Source organism: Comamonas sp. CMM02 (assembly GCF_014851485.1).
GTDB lineage: Bacteria > Pseudomonadota > Gammaproteobacteria > Burkholderiales > Burkholderiaceae_C > Comamonas > Comamonas avium.
In genome coordinates this window covers 54,946-74,319 of sequence record NZ_JACUZW010000004.1, presented here as the reverse complement: position 1 = coordinate 74,319, position 19,374 = coordinate 54,946, and the positions used below count along the sequence as shown (strand labels likewise).

Annotated in this window: 18 protein-coding genes; 11 read left to right on the top strand and 7 right to left on the bottom strand. The window is 60.2% G+C overall.

All coding sequences use genetic code 11. The features are described from left to right. Positions 1–14 precede the first annotated feature (14 nt). Positions 15–1,175: an ADP-forming succinate--CoA ligase subunit beta gene (gene sucC / locus IB213_RS13950; RefSeq protein ID WP_191721859.1), complete on the bottom strand. Its 1,161-nt coding sequence runs from the start codon at positions 1,173–1,175 to the stop codon at positions 15–17. A gap of 327 nt (positions 1,176–1,502) precedes the next feature. On the opposite strand from sucC, the gene argC reads away from it, so the two are divergent. Continuing rightward, a complete protein-coding gene (gene argC / locus IB213_RS13945; RefSeq protein ID WP_192407289.1) occupies positions 1,503–2,435 on the top strand; it encodes an N-acetyl-gamma-glutamyl-phosphate reductase in 933 nt (310 codons plus the stop codon). A 178-nt stretch (positions 2,436–2,613) separates the two neighbouring features. Then, positions 2,614–3,537, top strand: a complete 924-nt coding sequence (yddG, locus tag IB213_RS13940) for an aromatic amino acid DMT transporter YddG (protein ID WP_191721857.1) — start codon at positions 2,614–2,616, stop codon at positions 3,535–3,537. A gap of 87 nt (positions 3,538–3,624) precedes the next feature. Here yddG and recX read toward each other — a convergent pair whose 3' ends face one another. Next, complete coding sequence (gene recX, locus IB213_RS13935; RefSeq protein ID WP_192407287.1) at positions 3,625–4,080, bottom strand: recombination regulator RecX; 456 nt, start codon at positions 4,078–4,080, stop codon at positions 3,625–3,627. Positions 4,081–4,150: 70 nt separating this feature from the next. Then, positions 4,151–5,269 carry a recombinase RecA gene (gene recA, locus IB213_RS13930; protein ID WP_191721855.1) on the bottom strand — a complete coding sequence of 373 codons (1,119 nt, stop codon included), beginning with the start codon at positions 5,267–5,269 and terminating at the stop codon, positions 4,151–4,153. Positions 5,270–5,407: 138 nt separating this feature from the next. Here recA and IB213_RS13925 point away from each other — a divergent pair, with 138 nt between their 5' ends. The 3 genes from IB213_RS13925 to IB213_RS13915 all read left to right on the top strand — a co-directional run bounded on the left by IB213_RS13925 (position 5,408) and on the right by IB213_RS13915 (position 8,316). After that, positions 5,408–5,911: a MarR family winged helix-turn-helix transcriptional regulator gene (locus IB213_RS13925; RefSeq protein WP_370551218.1), complete on the top strand. Its 504-nt coding sequence runs from the start codon at positions 5,408–5,410 to the stop codon at positions 5,909–5,911. 182 nt (positions 5,912–6,093) lie between these two features. Next, the gene (locus IB213_RS13920; protein WP_191721854.1) at positions 6,094–6,768 is read left to right on the top strand and encodes a response regulator transcription factor; all 675 of its coding nucleotides are present in this window, start codon (positions 6,094–6,096) and stop codon (positions 6,766–6,768) included. Positions 6,769–6,840: 72 nt separating this feature from the next. Then, complete coding sequence (locus IB213_RS13915) at positions 6,841–8,316, top strand: sensor histidine kinase (RefSeq protein WP_192407286.1); 1,476 nt, start codon at positions 6,841–6,843, stop codon at positions 8,314–8,316. An 18-nt stretch (positions 8,317–8,334) separates the two neighbouring features. Here IB213_RS13915 and IB213_RS13910 read toward each other — a convergent pair whose 3' ends face one another. Then, on the bottom strand, positions 8,335–9,330 hold the full coding sequence (locus IB213_RS13910) for a LysR substrate-binding domain-containing protein (RefSeq protein WP_287914408.1): 996 nt from the start codon (positions 9,328–9,330) through the stop codon (positions 8,335–8,337). Positions 9,331–9,451: 121 nt separating this feature from the next. On the opposite strand from IB213_RS13910, the gene IB213_RS13905 reads away from it, so the two are divergent. Together IB213_RS13905 and IB213_RS13900 are read left to right on the top strand one after the other, a co-directional pair. Further along, positions 9,452–10,420, top strand: coding sequence for a tripartite tricarboxylate transporter substrate binding protein BugE (locus IB213_RS13905; protein WP_192407284.1), 969 nt, complete (start codon positions 9,452–9,454; stop codon positions 10,418–10,420). 152 nt (positions 10,421–10,572) lie between these two features. Continuing rightward, entirely contained in the window at positions 10,573–11,544 is a 972-nt protein-coding gene (locus tag IB213_RS13900) for a tripartite tricarboxylate transporter substrate binding protein (protein WP_192407282.1), read from the top strand. A 151-nt stretch (positions 11,545–11,695) separates the two neighbouring features. Here IB213_RS13900 and IB213_RS13895 read toward each other — a convergent pair whose 3' ends face one another. The 3 genes from IB213_RS13895 to IB213_RS13885 are packed head-to-tail and all read right to left on the bottom strand — an operon-like array spanning position 11,696 to position 13,791. Then, the gene (locus IB213_RS13895; RefSeq protein WP_192407280.1) at positions 11,696–12,394 is read right to left on the bottom strand and encodes an SPOR domain-containing protein; all 699 of its coding nucleotides are present in this window, start codon (positions 12,392–12,394) and stop codon (positions 11,696–11,698) included. Between the two features lie 18 nt (positions 12,395–12,412). Then, a complete protein-coding gene (locus IB213_RS13890) occupies positions 12,413–13,270 on the bottom strand; it encodes a biotin--[acetyl-CoA-carboxylase] ligase (protein WP_192407278.1) in 858 nt (285 codons plus the stop codon). Further along, entirely contained in the window at positions 13,267–13,791 is a 525-nt protein-coding gene (locus tag IB213_RS13885) for an SET domain-containing protein (protein ID WP_192407276.1), read from the bottom strand. The genes IB213_RS13890 and IB213_RS13885 overlap by 4 nt, the downstream gene beginning before the upstream one ends. A 149-nt stretch (positions 13,792–13,940) precedes the next feature. Between IB213_RS13885 and IB213_RS13880 the strand changes: the two genes are divergently transcribed. The 4 genes from IB213_RS13880 (at position 13,941) to IB213_RS13865 (ending at position 19,305) form a co-directional block, all read left to right on the top strand. After that, positions 13,941–16,862, top strand: coding sequence for a DNA topoisomerase III (locus IB213_RS13880; protein WP_192407269.1), 2,922 nt, complete (start codon positions 13,941–13,943; stop codon positions 16,860–16,862). Positions 16,863–16,990: 128 nt separating this feature from the next. Next, a complete protein-coding gene (locus tag IB213_RS13875) occupies positions 16,991–17,752 on the top strand; it encodes a tyrosine-protein phosphatase (protein WP_192407266.1) in 762 nt (253 codons plus the stop codon). A 184-nt stretch (positions 17,753–17,936) separates the two neighbouring features. Continuing rightward, entirely contained in the window at positions 17,937–18,500 is a 564-nt protein-coding gene (locus IB213_RS13870) for a DUF1439 domain-containing protein (RefSeq protein ID WP_192407264.1), read from the top strand. Between the two features lie 97 nt (positions 18,501–18,597). Continuing rightward, entirely contained in the window at positions 18,598–19,305 is a 708-nt protein-coding gene (locus tag IB213_RS13865; protein WP_191721844.1) for a glutathione S-transferase N-terminal domain-containing protein, read from the top strand. Positions 19,306–19,374: the final 69 nt, after the last annotated feature.

The window sequence follows — 19,374 nt, the reverse complement described above, 5'->3', positions numbered from 1 at the left end:
TCTCCGAGGGCTTTTTACTTAACGGCAGCGACGATTTTTTCAGCCGCTTCGGCCATGGTGTCGGCAGCGATGATTGGCAGGCCGGATTCGGCCAGAATCTTCTTGCCCAGATCTTCGTTGGTGCCCTTCATGCGCACCACCAGTGGCACGGACAGGTTCACGGCCTTGCAAGCGGTAACCACGCCGTTGGCAATGGTGTCGCACTTCATGATGCCGCCGAAGATGTTGACCATGATGCCGGTGACCTTGGGGTTCTTGAGCATGATCTTGAAGGCTTCAGTAACCTTCTCAGCGGTTGCACCGCCGCCCACGTCCAAGAAGTTGGCAGGCTCGCCGCCGTACAGCTTGATGGTGTCCATGGTGGCCATGGCCAGACCTGCGCCATTGACCAGACAGCCGATGTTGCCGTCCAGCGAGATGTAGGCCAGATCGAACTTGGAGGCTTCCACTTCGGCTGCGTCTTCTTCGTCCAGATCGCGGTAAGCCACGATTTCTGGGTGACGGAACAGCGCGTTGGGGTCAAAGTTGAACTTGGCGTCCAGCGCCATCAGGTTGCCCTTGGAGTCGCAGTTCAGCGGGTTGATTTCCACCAGCGATGCGTCGGTGTCCATGTAGCACTTGTAGATCTTGGCGAAGATGTCTACGGCCTGGTCAATCGATGCGCCTGTCAGGCCGATGGCAGCAGCCACCTTCTTGCTCTGCTCAACGGTGATGCCAGCGATAGGATCGATCATCTCGGTGATGATCTTCTCGGGTGTGGAGTGAGCCACTTCCTCGATGTCCATGCCGCCTTCGCTGGAAGCGATCAGCGCAACTTTTTGCGTGGCACGGTCAGTGACCAGCGACACATACAGTTCGTTCTTGATGTCGGCGCCGTCTTCAATGTACAGGCGACGCACTTGCTGGCCTTCGGGGCCAGTTTGGTGCGTGATCAGCTGCATGCCGAGAATTTGCTCGGCCAGGGTTTTCACATCCTCGATGGACTTGGCCACCTTCACGCCGCCGCCTTTGCCGCGGCCGCCAGCATGGATCTGCGCCTTCACCACCCAAACTGGGCCGCCAAGCTTTTGTGCTGCCTCTACAGCTTCTTGGACGGTGAATGCCGGAATGCCACGGGGTACTGGCACACCGAATTGGCGCAAGATTTCCTTGCCTTGGTATTCATGAATCTTCATGAGTCTTGTCTCTCTGAAACGGAGGGGAAAATGCCCGTTTTCCTGCTGCCTAAACATGCGGAGCCGGGCTCGTATGACATGGCAATCAAAGAATGTACCATGGTGCACTGCAACCAAAAAGTGCCATGTCAAGTGGGTTCTACGTATGTCAATACGTAGTGAAGTGCGCAAAGCCGCGTCAAATCTGTGTTTGCGCGGCCTAGCAAAAACCCTAGTGGCTCTATGGGCGGCGTGCGGGGGTGTCCTGTCGAGGGACAATCCGCGTTTTTGTTGAGATGGTGCCGCAGTGTGTGGCACAGATGCGCCAAAGAGCGCGGGAGCGTTGAGATGTCCAAAGTCTTTATTGATGGCGAAGCCGGCACCACGGGTCTGCAGATTCGTGACCGCTTGCAGGGGATGGCTGGCGTGGAGCTGGTCAGCATTGCGCCTGAGCTGCGCAAAGACCCTGCTGCCAAGCGTGCGCTGATCGCGGGCGTGGATCTGGTGATTCTGTGCCTGCACGACGATGCTGCGCGCGAGACCACTGCCATGGTGGATGCGATCACCGCAGAGACGGGCCGCGTCATCAAGATCATTGACGCATCGACCGCGCACCGCGTGGCCCCTGGCTGGGTGTATGGCTTTCCAGAGCTGTGCACGGGCCAGCTGGCTGCGGTCAAGGCCGCAACCCGCGTTTCCAACCCCGGCTGCTATGCCACGGGTGCCATTGCGCTGCTGCGCCCGCTGGTGGATGCGGGCCTGATTCCTGCCGACTATCCGGTGGCCCTGCCATCTGTGTCGGGCTACTCTGGCGGTGGCCGCCCCATGATGGAGGCGTACGAAGCTGGCAGTGCAGCGCCGTATGAGGCTTATGCGTTGGGTTTAAGCCACAAGCACATTCCAGAAATCTTGCACTACACCGGCATGACGCGCCGCCCGGTGTTCATTCCTGCGGTGGGTAACTTTGCCCAGGGCATGCTGGTGCAGTTGCCCCTGCATCTGGACTTGCTGCCAGGTGCGCCCAAGGCGGCTGACTTGCACGATGCGCTGGCCAGCCACTACGGCCAAACGAATACGCCAGCCCAGTGGGTCAAAGTGTTGCCTCCGACGCAGGACAACAAGCTGGCTGCTGACACGCTGACCAACACCAACCAGCTGGAGCTGCGCGTGTTTGCCAACGAGCAATACCGCCAGGCCGTGCTGATTGCGCGTCTGGACAATCTGGGCAAGGGCGCCAGCGGTGCTGCGGTGCAAAATCTGCAGCTGATGCTGGGCCTTTAAGCGCCGCGCTGTCAGCGCTCACAACAAAGAAGCGGTCTGGTGCCGCTTTTTTTACGCAGAGCGACCGTATTTTTTATTCATAGCGCACTACGCGCGTATTCATTGGTTTTTAGATAGATATGTATCTGAAACCATTTAACTGCAAGCGTTAACAGCTACTTTTTATGATGCATGCTTGATGTCTGACTTAACAGCCAAGGCTGCCCAGGTGCGCCGTGCCACCTTGATTGGCCTGATTGCCGTGGTGTGCTGGAGCTGCACGGTTGGCCTGATGCGTTCTGTGGCCGAAGCGCTGGGTGCCCTGGGCGGTGCGGCCGTGCTTTACAGCGTGAGTGCAGGCTTTGTCCTGATGGTCAAAGGCCTGCCATCGCGCACGCAGCTGCGCGGGGTCTCACGGGTGTATCTGCTCGCTTGCGGGCTGCTGTTTGCGTTCTACGAAATCTGCCTGTCTTTGGCAATCGGGCTGGCCCATGACCGCCCGCAATCGCTGGAGCTGGGCATGATCAATTACCTCTGGCCAAGCCTGACCATTGTGCTGGCTGTGGTGTGCCGCCAGCAGCGTGCCCGCTGGTGGCTGTGGCCCGGGGCGGCCCTGTGCCTGTGGGGTCTGGTCATGGTGATGGGTGAGGGCGCACAAGCCAGTGCGGCGCCTTGGTGGCGCAATTTGGGCACGCACATGGCGGCCAATCCGCTGGCCTATGCACTGGCTTTTGGTGCAGCACTGATGTGGCCTGCGTACTCTGTGCTGGCGCGCATGTTTGGCGGGGGCTTTAATGGCGTGGGCCTGTTCCTGATCCTCACCGCAGCATTGCTGTGGCTGCAGTGGCTGGCAGTCGATGCACCGCCCATGCAATGGAGCTGGAGCGTGGTGGCACAGGTGCTTGCCGTGGGCGGGGCGACGGCACTGGGCTATAGCTGCTGGGAGCATGGCATTCAGCGCGGCAATCTGGCGGTGATGGCGGCCGGCTCTTATTTCACCCCTGTACTGTCGGCACTGTGGGCCAGTGTGTGGCTGTCGGTGCAGCCGGGTCTGCCGTTCTGGCAAGGCGTGGTGCTCATTACCGGTGGCTCGCTGGTGTGCTGGTGGGCGACGCGGCACTAGAGCGGTCTTTACCTTTTGTGAGTGTGGCAACTGCTGCCTTCGTGCGGTTGCTAGGCAGGGGCCGTTGCCGGCGCCTGCTGCACTCGCTTAATCCTCGTCCGGGGCCTGTCCGCGCAGTACTTTGTTGACCACATCGCCGCCAAAGCCCCGGCTGGCCAGAAAGCGCATCTGCTTCATGCGTTCTTGTGGTGTGGTGGCGGGTTCGCCAAATTTGCGCAGCCAGACATCCCAGGCGCGTGCGTGCTCGGTGTCTTTGAGCTGCTCGGCGGCGGCGCGCACTGTGTTGTCATCCAGCCCTTTGCTGCGCAGCTCGTGCAGCACGCGGGAGGCTCCCAGCTTGCCGCTGCGCCGGTACAGCACCGATTGCGCCACACGCTCGGGGTTGATGAAGTTCTTGGCCTCCAGCGCATCCAGCACGGCAGCCAGGTCTTCGCCTTCTTCTACGTAAGGGGCCAGCTTGCGCTCCAGCTCCAGGCGCGAGTGCTCGCGCTGTGAAAGGTATTTGAGCGCGCGGCCGGTCAGAGATATTTTGTGGAAACCCATAACATCCAAAAAAATGGCTGCCAGTGCTTGAACAGTCAGCGCTGGCAGCCTTTTTCACGCTAAAAGCTGATTAGGCAATCACACCGTCTTCGTCGGCAACCAGCTTGTCGGCTTTTTTGCCTTTGGCAGGTTTGGTGGCTGCTGCATCTGCGCCGGGCACGGCCACCAGGCTGATGCCCAGGCTTTCGCGCACCTTGTTTTCAATCTCGATGGCCAGCGCGGGGTTCTCTTTGAGGAACTCACGGGCGTTGTCGCGGCCCTGGCCGATTTTTTCACCGTTGTAGGCATACCAGGCGCCGGATTTTTCAATCAGCTTGGCTTCAACACCCATGTCCAGCACTTCGCCTTCGCGGCTGATGCCTTCGCCAAACATGATGTCAAATTCCGCCGTCTTGAAGGGGGGCGACACCTTGTTCTTGACGACCTTGACCTTGGTTTCGTTGCCAATGGCGTTGTCGCCCTTCTTGATGGTGCCGGTGCGGCGAATGTCCAGACGCACCGAGGCGTAGAACTTCAGCGCATTGCCGCCGGTAGTGGTTTCTGGCGAGCCGAACATCACGCCAATCTTCATGCGGATCTGGTTGATGAAGATGACGGTGCAATTGGTCTTCTTGATCGTGGCCGTCAGCTTGCGCAGGGCCTGGCTCATCAAGCGCGCCTGCAGGCCGGGCAGCGAGTCACCCATGTCGCCTTCAATTTCGGCCTTGGGCACCAGTGCGGCCACCGAGTCGATGACGATCAGATCCACCGCGCCAGAGCGCACCAGGCTGTCGCAAATTTCCAGCGCTTGCTCGCCGGTGTCAGGCTGGCTGATCAGCAGCTCGTTCAGGTTCACGCCCAGCTTTTGGGCATAGGCGGTGTCCAGTGCGTGCTCGGCATCGATAAAGGCGCAGGTGCCAGCCAGCTTTTGCATCTCAGCAATCACCTGCAGCGTGAGCGTGGTCTTGCCCGACGATTCCGGGCCGTAGATTTCAATCACGCGGCCACGTGGCAGGCCACCAACGCCCAGCGCAATGTCCAGGCCCAGCGAGCCGGTAGACACCACCTGAATGTCTTCAATCGCTTCGCCTTCGCCCAGCTTCATGATGGTGCCTTTGCCAAACTGCTTTTCAATCTGGGCCAGGGCTGCAGCCAGTGCCTTGGACTTTTCGCTGTTGGCATCGGGGGTGTTGCGGGTGATGGCGTTCATGGCTTTTCCTTGAAAAAAGAGGGTGGACTTGGTAAGTGCACCCCCTGTGGTTGTTCACAGGCTGGATGCTTGAACAGTAGTGTATGGGCTTTGTAAAAAATATATAGTCAAGTTGTATGACTATTCGTAAAACTGACTATGCCAATGAAAACATTGCCTGTGCATGTCGATGAAGCGTGGCGGCAGACCCACCTGGGGCGGTTGCTGGGCCATGCCATGCGCAAGTTTGATGAGCGGGTGCGCAGTCTGATGGCGCAGGACGATGAAACACCGCTGGCGCTGTCCAACCTGGCAGCGCGCAACAAGGTGGGGGCGGCGCACATTCACATCACGCGCCATCTTTCGCTGCAGGGAGACCGCATCACCGATCTGGCCGAGAGGGCCAGCATGAGCAAGCAGGCCATGATGGATCTGGTGGATCAGTGCGAGGCCTGGGGGCTGGTCACGCGCGTGGCTGATCTGCATGACCGGCGCGCCAAGCGCGTGCAATACACCGAGGCCGGCTGTGAATGGCACTGGGCTTTTCAGCGTGCGGTACAGCAGGCGCAGGCAGAGTTTGTGGAGGCCGTGGGCGAAGAGGTTGCCACCGTGGTGCGTCTGGGGCTGGAGGCCTACGGCAACGATGCAGGCGATGTGGCCTGACTGGTTGCTTGTCCGCCACATGCGTGCTGCAGCGCAGCACCCGCGTAAACACCTGTAGGGCGCGCAGGGGGGGACTTCTAGAATGGTCAGATGAACGGTGCCGTCCACGGTGCCGTGCGTGAAGTGACAACACACGCTGCAGCCTGCGGCACGAGATCGCGGCGCGGCAAGGAGACTGACCCATGCGCATCCTCATTGCAGAAGACGATCAAGTGCTGGCCGATGGCCTGTTGCGCAGCCTGCGCAGTGCGGGGGCGGTGGTCGATCATGTGGCCAGTGGCATTGAGGCCGATACCGCCTTGGTCACCAACAACCAGTTTGACTTGCTGATTCTGGATCTGGGCCTGCCCCGCATGCATGGGCTGGAAGTGCTCAAGCGCATGCGTGGCCGTGGTGACGGTCTGCCAGTGCTGATTTTGACGGCCGCTGACAGTGTGGACGAGCGCGTGCAGGGGCTGGATTTCGGTGCTGACGACTACATGGCCAAGCCCTTCAGTCTGCAAGAGCTGGAGGCTCGCGTGCGCGCCCTGACGCGCCGGGGCATGGGAGGCACCAGCAACTCCATCAAGCACGGCCCCTTGGTGTACGACCAGGCCGGGCGTGTGGCAACGATTGACGGCAAGATGGTGGAGCTGTCTGCGCGTGAGCTGGGCTTGCTGGAGGTGCTGCTGCAGCGTGCGGGCCGTCTGGTCAGCAAGGACCAGCTGGTCGAGCGCCTGTGTGAGTGGGGTGAAGAGGTGAGCAACAATGCCATTGAGGTCTACATCCACCGCCTGCGCAAAAAAATTGAGCGCGGCCCCATCCGCATTGCCACGGTGCGTGGTCTTGGGTATTGCCTTGAAAAAATCCAAGGCTAAATAAAGCATCGCTGGCAGCGCTTGCTGCACAGGCGTTAGCGGCCAAAAATATACCAATGACAGGCCAGCCCCGTGAAGATATTCCAGCGTGAGCAGCGATCCTTGTTCGGAGAAATTCTGGACTGGATGCTCACGCCCTTGCTGCTGCTGTGGCCCGTGAGCCTGGCGCTGACGTGGCTGGTGGCGCAATCGCTGGCCAACAAGCCTTTTGACCGTGCGCTGGAGTACAACGTGCACGCGCTGGCGCAGCTGATCATGGTGGAGCCCGATGGCCGCGCCCAGTTCAACCTGCCCCTGCCCGCCACCGAAATCTTGCGCGCCGATGAGTCCGACATGGTGTTCTATCAGGTGCTGGACAACAAGGGCGAGCATCTGTCCGGGGACCGCGATTTTCCTTCCGCCCACTCGCGTTACGACGTTCCCCCCGGTGAGGTGGTGCTGCGTGACGATGAGCTGCGTGGCGTGGACATTCGTGTGGCGGCCATGTGGGTGCGGTTGCCGCTGGTGGGCAACGACGAGCTGGCACTGGTGCAAGTGGCCGAAACGCGTGAAAAGCGCAGCGTGCTGGCAGCAGAAATCATCAAAGGGGTGATGCTGCCGCAGTTCGTCATCTTGCCGCTGGCGGTGCTGCTGGTGTGGCTGGCGCTGGCGCGTGGCATCAAGCCGCTGCACCGGCTGGAAGAGCGCATTCGCGCCCGCAAGCCCGAAGATTTGTCACCACTGAACCACCGCGCTGTGCCCATGGAGGTGGCCCCGCTGGTGGATGCGGTGAACGATTTGCTGCGCCGCCTCAATGAATCGCTGGCCACGCAAAAGCGCTTTCTGGCCGATGCGGCGCACCAGCTCAAGACACCGCTGGCAGGCCTGCGCATGCAGGCCGATCTGGCGCAGCGCGAGGGCATGAGCACGCAGGAGCTCAAACGCTCGCTGGAGCAAATTGCGCGCTCCAGCGTACGGGCCACGCACACGGTCAATCAACTGCTGTCGCTGGCTCGTGCCGAAGGCGGTGGTACGGGCTTGCAGCGTGCACCGTGTGACCTGGTGTCGCTGGTGATTGAGGTGATGCAGGACTTGCTGCCCCAGGCCATGGAGCGCCATGTGGACATGGGTTACGAGGGGGCCGAGCCGGGTGACCCGGGAGTGTGGCTGCAAGGCAATGCCACCTTGCTCAAAGAGCTGGTGCGCAACCTGCTGAGCAATGCGATCAACTACAGCCCATCCAGCGCTGAACACCCGGCGGTAGTTACGGCGCGCGTGTTGCCGGATGTGCTGGCGCGTGTGGTTTTGCTGCAGGTGGAAGACACCGGCCCAGGCGTGCCGCAGGAAGAGCGGGATCTGGTGTTTCAGCCGTTTTACCGGGCGCTGGGTTCAGAGGCTGACGGCTCGGGTCTGGGCCTGCCCATCGTGCAGGAGATTGCACGCCAGCATGGTGCCGAGGTGGTGCTGAGCGACGCCCAGCCGCAGCGCAAACCGCCGGGCGCACTGTTTTCCGTGCGCTTTAACGCCATCCGATCCGCTGCATCTATAGAAGCCACTGGCGTCGATTAAGTCAGCGATCCAGCATGTTTATGCTTGAGAAGCGTTGCTGGATGAGCGGTGCTTGCTGCGAATTTTGTGTTGCGCCGCCAGGCTGCTGGCGGTTGGCTCTTTGGGAGGCTGTGCATGCTGCAGCAACCAATTGCGAAAAGCCACCAGCGGTGCAATGTTGGCGCGTGACTCGGGGTAGCACAGCCAGTAGCCCAGGTTGCTGACCAGCCCGTGCTGGGGCAGTGGCTCGCTCACCATGCCGCTGGCAATCTTGTCCTGCACCAGACAGCGCGGCACCAGAGCTACGCCCATGCCGGCCATGACGGCCTGAATGATGGTCTGAAACTGGTCAAACTGCAGGCCTGCCAGCGGGTCCATATTGCCCACATCCCAGGCTTGTGCCCAGGTCATCCACGCATGCGGAATGGTCAGGTGGCGCAGGCGCGTATAGCGCGCCACATCGTGCGGGGTTTGAATGGGGGGGCCACCAAAGCTGGCAGGGGGTGCAATCAAGGCTACGTCCTGGCCGTCCAGATAGTGCGCCCGGGCGCCGGGCCAATGGCCATCCCCAAACAGGATGGAGCAGTCCAGGTTGGGGCTTTCAAAGTCATAGCTTTGCACGTAAGGCACAAAGTGCAGTGTCACTTGCGGGTGCTGCTGTTGAAACTGGGGGAGCAGCGGAATGAGCCAGCAGGCGCCAAACGTGGGCAGGCTGGACAGGTGCAGCGCCCCGCCACCATCGGTGCTGGTGATCAATTCCAGCGTGGCTGATTCCAGTTGCGACAGCAAGGCGCGCACGGCTTTCTCGTAGCGTTCTCCTGCGGGCGTCAGGGTCAGCCGTTTGCGGCTGCGCTCAAACAAATCCACGCCCACCCACTTTTCCAGCTCCTGAATCTGCTTGCTCACCGCGCTTTGGGTGAGGTGCAGCGCCTCAGCCGCACGCGAAACCCCACCAAAGCGTGCGACGGTGGAGAAAGCGCGCAGCAGGTGCACGGGAGGCGTCAGACGACGCAGGGGAAGTAGGCTGGTTGACACGGTTTTATTCCTCTTGGGAATAATAACAATAGGACTATTTGTTTGGTTGTAAGCAGGATTTACCCTAACCTCATGCACTGGTCTTATAGATAACCCGCTTTTTCGTCATGGAGTCCGCACGATGCAACGCCGCCACTTTCTCTCCACTGTAGCCGCAGCTGCTGCAGTGTCTGTTTCCGGAATGGCCATGGCCCAAGATACGCGCCCCTTGCGCATCATCGTGCCCTTCCCTGCAGGCGGCTCCACCGACATGGTGCCCCGCAATTTGCAGGACGTACTGGGCAAGCTGCTGGGCCAGCCTGTGATTATTGAAAACAAGGCCGGTGCGGGTGGCTCCATCGGCATGGCTGAAGTGGCTCGCTCCACCGACGGCCTGACTTTTGGCATTGCCACACTGTCCACCCACGGTGTAAACCCTGCGGTCTACGCCAAGCTGCCTTACAACGCGATTGAAGATTTTGTGGGCGTCACAGAAATCGTGAAGGCGCCTGGCGTCATCGTGATCAACCCCAAACTGATTCCTGCCAAGAATTTTGCAGAACTGGTGGCCTACCTGAAGGCCAACCCCGGCAAGGTCAGCTACGCCACACCCGGCAACGGCACCATTGGTCACATGTGGGGCGCTCAGTTCATCAAGGCCACTGGCGTAGACATGCTGCACATTCCTTACCGTGGCGCAGGCCCTGCCATCAATGACGTGATGGGTGGCCAGGTGCCGGTGTACTTTGACCAGGTGGCATCTTCGCTGCCGCACATTCAGGGCGGCAAGCTGCGCGCCATTGCGGTGTCTTGGCACGAGCGTCTGGCGGTGCTGCCTGATGTGCCCACCTACAAGGAAGTGGGTCACCCTGAGTTGAACGATCCTTCGTGGTTTGGTCTGGTTGCGCCCAAGAGCACGCCTGCAGAACAAGTGGCGCGCGTGCAAAAAGCGGTGGCCGATGCACTGAAAGACCCCGCAGTGAAAAAGCGCATGGATGCCCAGGGCATGTACATCTCTGGCACAAGCAGCGCAGATTTCACCAAGCAGATCGCCAGCGAAGTGGCCAAGATGAAGAGCGTGGCATCCTCTGCCAATATCAGCGTGAATTAATTCACCGCTGTCCCGACAGCCAGAACCCGCAGCGCCCATGGCCTGCGGGTTTTTTGTTGCCCAGCGTGTCTGCGTGGCTTGGCATGTTGCTTGCATGCAAGTAGCACCAATAGCGCATGTGCGCTGGTTTCATTGCTTGAAAGGTGGGTTTTATGCAGCGTCGCTTCTTCTTGGCCTCAATGTCCGCAGTCGCTCTGGCGGCCAGTTTTCCGGTGCAGGCCGCCACGCAAGACATGGCGCCACTGCGCATCGTCGTGCCATTCCCTCCTGGTGGGGCCACCGATATGGTGCCGCGCAATATGCAAGACGCGCTGAGCAAGCTGCTGGGCCAGCCTGTGATCATTGAAAACAAGGCCGGTGCGGGTGGCTCCATTGGCATGGCCGAAGTGGCGCGCGCCGTGGATGGCAATACCTTTGGTGTTGCCACACTGTCTACCCATGGCGTCAACCCTGCGGTCTACAAAAAACTGCCGTATGACGCTGTCAAAGACTTTGTGGGTGTGAGCGAGGTGGTGAAGGCCCCGGGTGTCATCGTGATCAACCCCAGCGTGATTCCTGCCAAGAATTTTGCGGAGCTGGTGGCCTATCTGAAGGCCAACCCCGGCAAGGTCAGCTACGCCACGCCGGGCAACGGCACCATTGGCCATATGTGGGGGGCACAGTTCATCAAGTCCACGGGTGTCCAGATGGTGCACATTCCCTATCGTGGTGCAGGCCCGGCAGTCAACGATGTACTGGGCGGGCAAGTGCCGGTGTACTTTGACCAGGTGGCCTCTTCGCTGCCCCATGTGCAGTCGGGCAAGCTGCGCGCCATTGCGGTGTCTTGGGGTGAGCGTCTGGCCGTGCTGCCTGAAGTGCCCACCTACAAGGAGGTTGGGCACCCCGAGTTGAACGATCCTTCGTGGTTCGGGCTGGTGGCCCCAAGGAGTACCTCGCCTGAACAAATTGCACGCGTTCAGAAAGCGGTGGCTCAGGTGCTGCAGGACCCCGCGGTTAAAAAGCGCATGGATGCGCAGGGCCTGTATGTCTCGGGTACATCCAGCGCAGAGTTCACCCAGCAAATCGTCAGCGAAGTGGGCAAGATGAAAACGGTGGCTGCAGCCGCCCATATCAGCATCGAGTAAGCACTTGGTGCTTTAAAAAAGGCCTGCGGCATCGAATGCGGCAGGCCTTTTTCAATGTTCAGCTGCTTCCAGTGGGCCTGTGGCTTGACGACTGCACCGCCACTGCCAGCACCACCACCAGTTTGCAGCGGCTGGCTGGCGTGGGCTGTGCCTAGCTGGCGCAGGCTCGCAATGCTTTGCCACCCATTGAGAGCTGCAGGCGTTGCAAGATGGAGCGCTGTGCAGCGGTGGCATGGCTCAAGCGCAGCGCATACAGGGTTTGGGGTGCGCGCTCTTGCACAACGCGTGCACCACGCACGCCCTGGTTGAGCATCTGGCCCAGTTCGCGGGTGGCGGCATCTTCCGAAGAGAAGCGGCCAAGGGACAAGCCGGGCTCCAGACTGCCGCCTGCACGGTCGTAGCCAATCTTGCGCGTACGCAATTCAGCGCGGCGTTTTTCAAGGGCTGTTTCGTTGGGGAATTTGCCCAGGTACACCATCCAGCGCCCGGCAATGGCCGAGCTTTGCATCTCCCAGCTGGTGGAAGGCAAGTCACTTTGCTGCAAAATTTGCTGCAGTTTTCTGGACTGTGCCTCATCCATGTTCTCGGACTGCAGGCAGACCGTGGTTTCAGGCAGTATCTCTTCGACAGGTTCGGTGGCGCTGACGGAGGAGGATGCGGGTGCTGGCGGAGCGGTGGCTGCTGGCGGTGTGGGGACCACGCTCAGGACATCAGGGCGCACCTGCTGCTTGAGCCGGTAGGGCTCGGTCTGGGCTTCAGGCATCCAGCCCAGTGTGGCCATCCAGCCTTGAGACCACGCCAGATAGCCCGCATTCGCCACCAACAAAACCAGCAATGCAAAACGCAGCATGAAAACAGTTCCTGTGGATCAAAGGGGCGCAGCCGGCAAGGCCATGTGTATGGGGCGCACGCTGACGTCGCCGCTCAGTACGCTGCGCACACCGGCTTGTGTGCGCAGTTGCAGTGTGCCATCGGGCAAGACGCCAAGGGCTTCACCGCTGCTGCCGTCGCTTAAATGCACACGCTGGCCGCGCAAGACATCGTGCGCGGCAAAGCGTGCCTGGAAAGGTGCAAAACCGTGGTCGGCAAACTGCATCACGTCATCTACCAGACGCGGCAGCAGATGCTGTAAAGCCCGTGGCGCTGACCATTGGGCATCGATATCCTGTAAACACGCGGTGGGGGTGGACAGCGCATCGGTCGCACCTTGGGGTGCCCGCACATTGATGCCCGTGCCAATGATGACAAAGCGTGCCATGCCCTGGCCAGCTCCTATACCTGCAGCATGGGTGCTGGCGGGTAAGTTGGCCGTTTCAATCAAGGTGCCGCCCAGTTTGCGGCCATCGTGCAGCCACAAATCGTTGGGCCACTTCACACCAATCCGAGCCTGACTGGTGGGCGCACCCGCTTGCAGTGACTCGGCAATGCTCAAGCCCACCACCAAGGACAGCCCTGACCAGTCGACAGGGTTGAGCACCAGACCCAGCGAATACATCAGGCAGTCACCGGGCTGGTTCAGCCAGGCACGACCTTGGCGACCACGGCCCGCTGTTTGCGACTCGGCCACCAGCACAATCGGCTCGGTCTGGCCGGCACGGGCGCGGCGCATGAGTTCGGTGTTGGTCGAATCAATCTCGGGCAGCACTTCCACGGTAAACCCCGGCAGTCTGGGGGCGATTTCCAGCCAGAGGTCTTCGGCAGGCCAGCGGGTAGGTGCCAGATTCACAGCGCAACTCCGTCTTCGGAAAAGTCTTCTGGCATGGGGGGGCGCCAGCCACGCTTGGGTGCCAGCATGGTGCCGCGACAAGAGGCGGCGCCGCAGTAGCAGGCGTACTCCGCCTTGAGCGCCTTGGTGTAGCGCTCTTGCACCATCAAGCCGTAGTCGTAGTTCAGTTCTGAGCCCGCCTTGATGTTGCGCAGCGCCACGATGTAGATGCGCCCGGCGCGCTCATCCGTATAGCAGTTGGGCGCGCAGCTGTGGTTGATCCAGCGGGCGGAGTTGCCCTTGTGGTTGGCATCAATCACCACATCGTTGTCCACGTGGAAGTAAAAAGTGTGGTTGGGCTGACTGGGGTCATGCGGGTGGCGCGCTTGCGCTTCTTCCCAGTTGATGACTTCGCCGGTGTACTCGATGATGGTCTCGCCTGCGGCGATGTCCTGCACGGCAAATACGCCTTTTCCATGTACACCGGAGCGGCGCGTTTGAATGCGTTTAGCTGTGGGAGAAGGACGTAATGTGCTGGGCATTGAAATCTCTGATAACTTAAATATGCACACATGCACGTGCGCGCACATGCGTACATGTACATGTGCGTACGCACGCGTGCGTGAAGACGAATTGTAGAAGCGGTGGCTATTGCATAGAAAGCGACCGCTGCAAAAGACGAGAACACTCAATGACAAAGACCTTGGTGATAGCGGAAAAACCGTCGGTGGCACAGGACATCGTGCGGGCACTCACGCCCGTCCACGGCAAATTTGAAAAGCACGAAGACCACTTTGAGAACGAACAGTTCGTGGTCACCAGTGCAGTGGGTCACCTGGTTGAAATCCAGGCGCCCGAAGAGTTTGATGTCAAACGTGGCAAATGGAGCTTCGCCAACCTGCCGGTGATTCCACCCCGTTTTGACCTCAAACCTGTAGACAAGACCAAGAGCCGGCTGAATGCGGTGGTCAAGCAGGCCAAACGCAAAGATGTGACGCAACTGATCAACGCCTGTGACGCGGGCCGCGAAGGGGAGCTGATCTTTCGTTTGATTGAGCAGTACGCCGGTGGTGCCAAGGGTGGCCTGGGCAAACCTATTCAGCGCCTGTGGCTGCAGTCCATGACGCCGCAGGCGATTCGCGATGGCTTTGCCAAGCTGCGCAGCGAAGCGCAGATGCAGGGTCTGGCTGATGCTGCACGCAGCCGCTCCGAGGCCGACTGGCTGGTGGGTATCAACGGCACACGCGCCATGACGGCCTTTAACTCGCGCGACGGTGGCTTCTTTCTGACCACCGTAGGGCGTGTGCAAACGCCCACCCTGTCGCTGGTGGTGGACCGCGAAGAAAAGATCCGCAAGTTCGTCAGCCGCGATTACTGGGAAGTGCACGGCACGTTCGATGCGCAGGCCGGTCAGTACCTGGGCAAGTGGTTCAATCCGCAGTGGAAGAAGAGCGAAGACCCCGAGGCCAAGGCCGACCGTGTGTGGAGCGCCGCCGAAGCGCAGGCGATTGCCGCAGCTGCCAAAGGCAAACCTGCCAAGGTCACCGAAGAAAGCAAGCCCACAACACAGGCTTCACCGTTGCTGTTTGATCTGACCAGCCTGCAGCGCGAAGCCAACGGCAAGTTTGGCTTCTCGGCCAAAACCACGCTGGCGCTGGCGCAGAGCCTGTACGAGCGCCACAAGGCGCTGACTTACCCACGTACCGACTCGCGCGCGTTGCCCGAAGACTATGTGGCGGTGGCAGGCCAGACCTTTGAGATGCTGGCCAACAGCGGCATGCGCCATCTGGAGCCGTTTGCCAAGCAAGCGCTCAGTGGCGGCTACGTACGCCCCACCAAGCGCATTTTTGACAACAGCAAGGTATCGGATCACTTTGCCATCATCCCCACGCTGCAAGCCCCATCAGGCCTGTCGGAAGCCGAACAAAAGCTGTACGACCTGGTGGTGCGCCGCTTTATGGCGGTGTTCTTTCCCAGCGCGGAGTACCAGGTCACCACACGCATCTCGCAGGTCGAGCAGCACGCCTTCAAGACCGAGGGCAAGGTGCTGGTCAAACCCGGCTGGCTGGCCATTTACGGCAAGGAAGCGGCCATCGAAGTGGAAGACGCCAAGGAAGGTGACAAGGGCCAGCCGCTGGTGGCCGTGCAAGCCGGTGAGCAGCCTCGCACCAGCGATGCACAGGCCAAGGGTCTGAAGACCAAGCCCCCGGCACGCTACTCGGAAGCGACCTTGCTGGGTGCCATGGAAAGCGCAGGCAAGCAGATCGACGACGAAGAACTGCGCAGCGCCATGCAGGAAAAGGGTCTGGGTACACCTGCCACGCGCGCTGCCATCATTGAAGGCCTGTTGACTGAAAAGTACATGCTGCGCGAAGGGCGTGAGCTGATTCCAACGGCCAAGGCCTTCCAGCTGATGACGCTGCTGCGGGGTCTGCAAGTGGAAGAGCTGTGCCGCGCAGACTTGACCGGCGAGTGGGAATACAAGCTTTCGCAAATGGAAAAAGGTGCACTGTCGCGTGCGGCCTTCATGCAAGAAATTGCCTCCATGACCGAGCGCATGGTGAAAAAGGCCAAGGAATACGACCGCGACACTATTCCGGGTGACTACGCCACCTTGGAAACTCCGTGCCCCAATTGCCAGGGCATCGTCAAAGAAAACTACCGCCGCTACGCCTGTACGGGCGCAGACGGTCACAGCGACGGTTGTGGCTTCTCGTTCACCAAGTCACCTGCGGGGCGCACCTTTGAAACTGCCGAAGCCGAAGCCCTGCTGCGCGAGCGCCGCATTGGCCCGCTGGAAGGTTTCCGCTCGAAGGCGGGCTGGCCGTTCACGGCGGAAGTGGCCATCGTGCATGACGAAGAAGCCAAGAACTACAAGCTTGAATTTGACTTTGGCGATGACAAGGAAGAAGAGTCCGGCGAGATTGTGGATTTCAGCGCACAGCAAAGTCTGGGCAGCTGTCCCAAGTGCGGCGCGCCCGTGTTCGAGCATGGCGCCAACTATGTGTGCTCCAAGGCCGTGCCTACACAGCAGCAGCCAGCGCCGAGCTGCGATTTCAAGAGCGGTCAGATCATCTTGCAGCAGCCGATTGAGCGCGAGCAAATGAGCAAGCTGCTGACCACAGGCAAGACCGATTTGCTGGAGAAATTTGTCTCCAACCGCACGCGCCGCAACTTCAAGGCCTTCTTGGCGTGGGATGCGGCTGCGGGCAAGGTGAATTTTGAGTTTGAACCCAGCAAGTACCCGGCACGCAAGACTGCAGCCCCTGCAAAAACTGCAGCCGCGGGTGCCGCAAAAACGGGCACTGCTGTCAAAAAGACGGCTGCAGCCAAAAAAGCCCCTGCAGCCAAGAAAACGGCCGCACGCAAGCCTGCTGCGGCCAACTACCGTCCTGATGCCGCCCTGGCAGCCGTGATCGGCGATGGCGCAGTGGCACGCACTGAGGTGGTCAAGAAGGTGTGGGATTACGTCAAGGCCCACAACCTGCAAGACCCCAAAGACAAACGCGTCATCGTGGCGGACGCCAAGTTGCTGCCAGTATTTGGCAAAGACCGCGTGGGCATGTTTGAAATCACCGGTCTGGTCGGCAAGCACTTGGTGGCCAACGACTGAGCACGCACACCTGCGTGACTGACAGCCACGCCGCAGGGCGCTCCAATGGTGGAGCCCTGCGGCGTTTTTCATGGACATGTCATGGGTCAGGCCCATGCTGTGCGATCGATCTTTTGGAGGAAAGCCAGATGACAACGAATTTACCGACCCGCCATATCGTCTTACCCGGCACCACCAATTTTCGAGACCTCGGAGGCTATGTCGGTCATGCAGGCCGCAGCGTGCGCTGGCGTGTGCTGTTTCGCTCAGACCATCTGGCTGGCCTGACGCCAGACAGTTTGAGCACGTTGAAGTCGCTGGGCATACAGCGCAGTGCAGACTTTCGCGGTGTGCAGGAGCGCACCGTCGACGCCTATGCGTGGCAGGGCTTGCACACCCATGCTCTGACGGTGGAGCCCACCGTTGTGCAAAAAGCTATTGCATTGATCCATGCGGGCGGCAGCTTGAGCGTGGCCGATACCGTGGTGCTGATGCAAGAGACCTACCGCAGCTTTGTGCGCGAGAACGCTGCGCAGTTTGCGCAGCTGTTTCGCCTGCTGCTGGAGGAAGATGCTCCCACGGTGTTTCACTGCACGGCTGGCAAAGATCGCACAGGCTGGGCGGCGGCATTGATTCTGGAAGCCCTGGGCGTAGCCAAGGCAGATATTGAGCACGACTACCTGCTGACCAACCAGTTTTACCAGCGACCTGCTGCGATGGCCGCACGTGCCGCTTTGGCCGTGCCCCAGGAGGTGCTGGACGTGCTGTGGCGCGTGCAGCCCGGTTTTCTAGAAAGCGCCTATGCCATGGTGCAGCGTGAGCACGGCGGCATGCAGTCCTATCTGCGAGAGGTGATGCAGCTCGATGACGCAGCGCAGCATGCATTGCGGGCGCGCTATCTGCAAGCTTGAAGAGGCGCTGGTGATCAGCGCTTGCTGGCCGTGCTGCGCAGAGGATGGATGCTCGGGAAACTTTACGCTAAACTGACAAAATTGAGAGCAATCAGCGCTTGTGAGACAAGCGTTTGTCACATTTTCTAGCACATGCCACGGTGGGCTCAAAGGGTCTACCCCTGCAACATCCAAAGTACCAACCATGTTCCGCCGCCGTCTATTTTTAGCTGCCTGTGCAGCCAGCACCATGTGGGTCAGCGCCTGTTCACAGGCGGTTCCCACCAAGATCAGCGTCACACAGGCGCAGCTGGAGCAAGGCTTGAAGGGGCAGTTCCCCAAGCAGTTTCCGATTGCAGGGTTGCTGCAGTTCGACATGCAGCAGCCCCAGTTGCAACTGCTGCCGGCCAGCAACCAGCTGCAGGCCGACTTGGTCGTGCAACTGGCAGGACCCACGCTGCGCACCAGCTACCAAGGCAAGATGCAGGTGCGTTTTGGCTTGTATTACGAGCCCAAAGACCGCAGCGTGCGCGCCCAGCGCGTAGAAGTGATGGCCCTGGAGCTGCAAGACGCCAACCCTGCCATGGCCGAGATGGTGCAAACCTATGGCCTGCGTGTAGCGCAGCAAGCCTTGCAAGGTTTTGCGCTGTATACGGTGAAGCCGCAAGAGCTGGAACTCGCTGACAGTCTGGGGCTGCAGCCCGGCGCCATTACAGTAACAGCGCAGGGCCTGGATGTGGCCATTGAAAGCAAACCCGCAGCCCGATGACACCCTAGTGCTGCTGCGGCAAGGCCGCTAACATGGGGTGTCAACACAATGGAATACCTCAGCCCTAGCGCTGAGGCCAAAGCAGGAGTGAACAACGATGCAGCAATTCAACGGACATCCCATTGCCCGCAAGTGGCCAGCCCAGTTTCCCGACTGGCTGCAGTTGTATTCCTTGCCCACGCCCAATGGCATCAAGGTATCAGTCATGCTGGAAGAGGTGGGCATTCCGTACGAAGCCCACCGGGTGGATATTCAGGCCAATGACCAGTTTTCACCTGAGTTTCTGGCGCTCAACCCCAACAATAAGATACCTGCCATTCTGGATCCGCATGGCCCTGGCGGTCAGCCACTGGCCTTGTTTGAGTCGGGTGCCATCCTGATTTATCTGGCTGAAAAATCGGGCCAGCTGCTGCCCATGGATGCCATGCAGCGCTATGAAACACTGCAGTGGCTGATGTGGCAGATGGGCGGCGCAGGCCCCATGTTTGGACAGGTGGGTTTCTTTCACCGCTATGCCGGCAAGGACTTTGAGGACAAGCGCCCGCTGCAGCGTTATGTGAATGAGGCCAAGCGTTTATTGGGGGTGCTGGACCAGCGCCTGCAAGGCCGCGCATGGATCATGGGGTCTGACTACACGATTGCCGATATTGCGGTGCTGCCGTGGATACGCTGCCTGCACGTGAACTACGATGCGGGCGAGCTGCTGGGCCTGCACGAGTACAAAAACGTGCAGCGCACCTTGGCTGCATGGCTGAACCGGCCGGCGGTACAGCGCGGGTTGAATATGCCGCCAGCGCCCAACTAGCACGACACGTGCACAGCGTTCCAGCGCTGGAACGATCCGTTGCAGCCTCAGGGGCTTGGTAAGTTATTG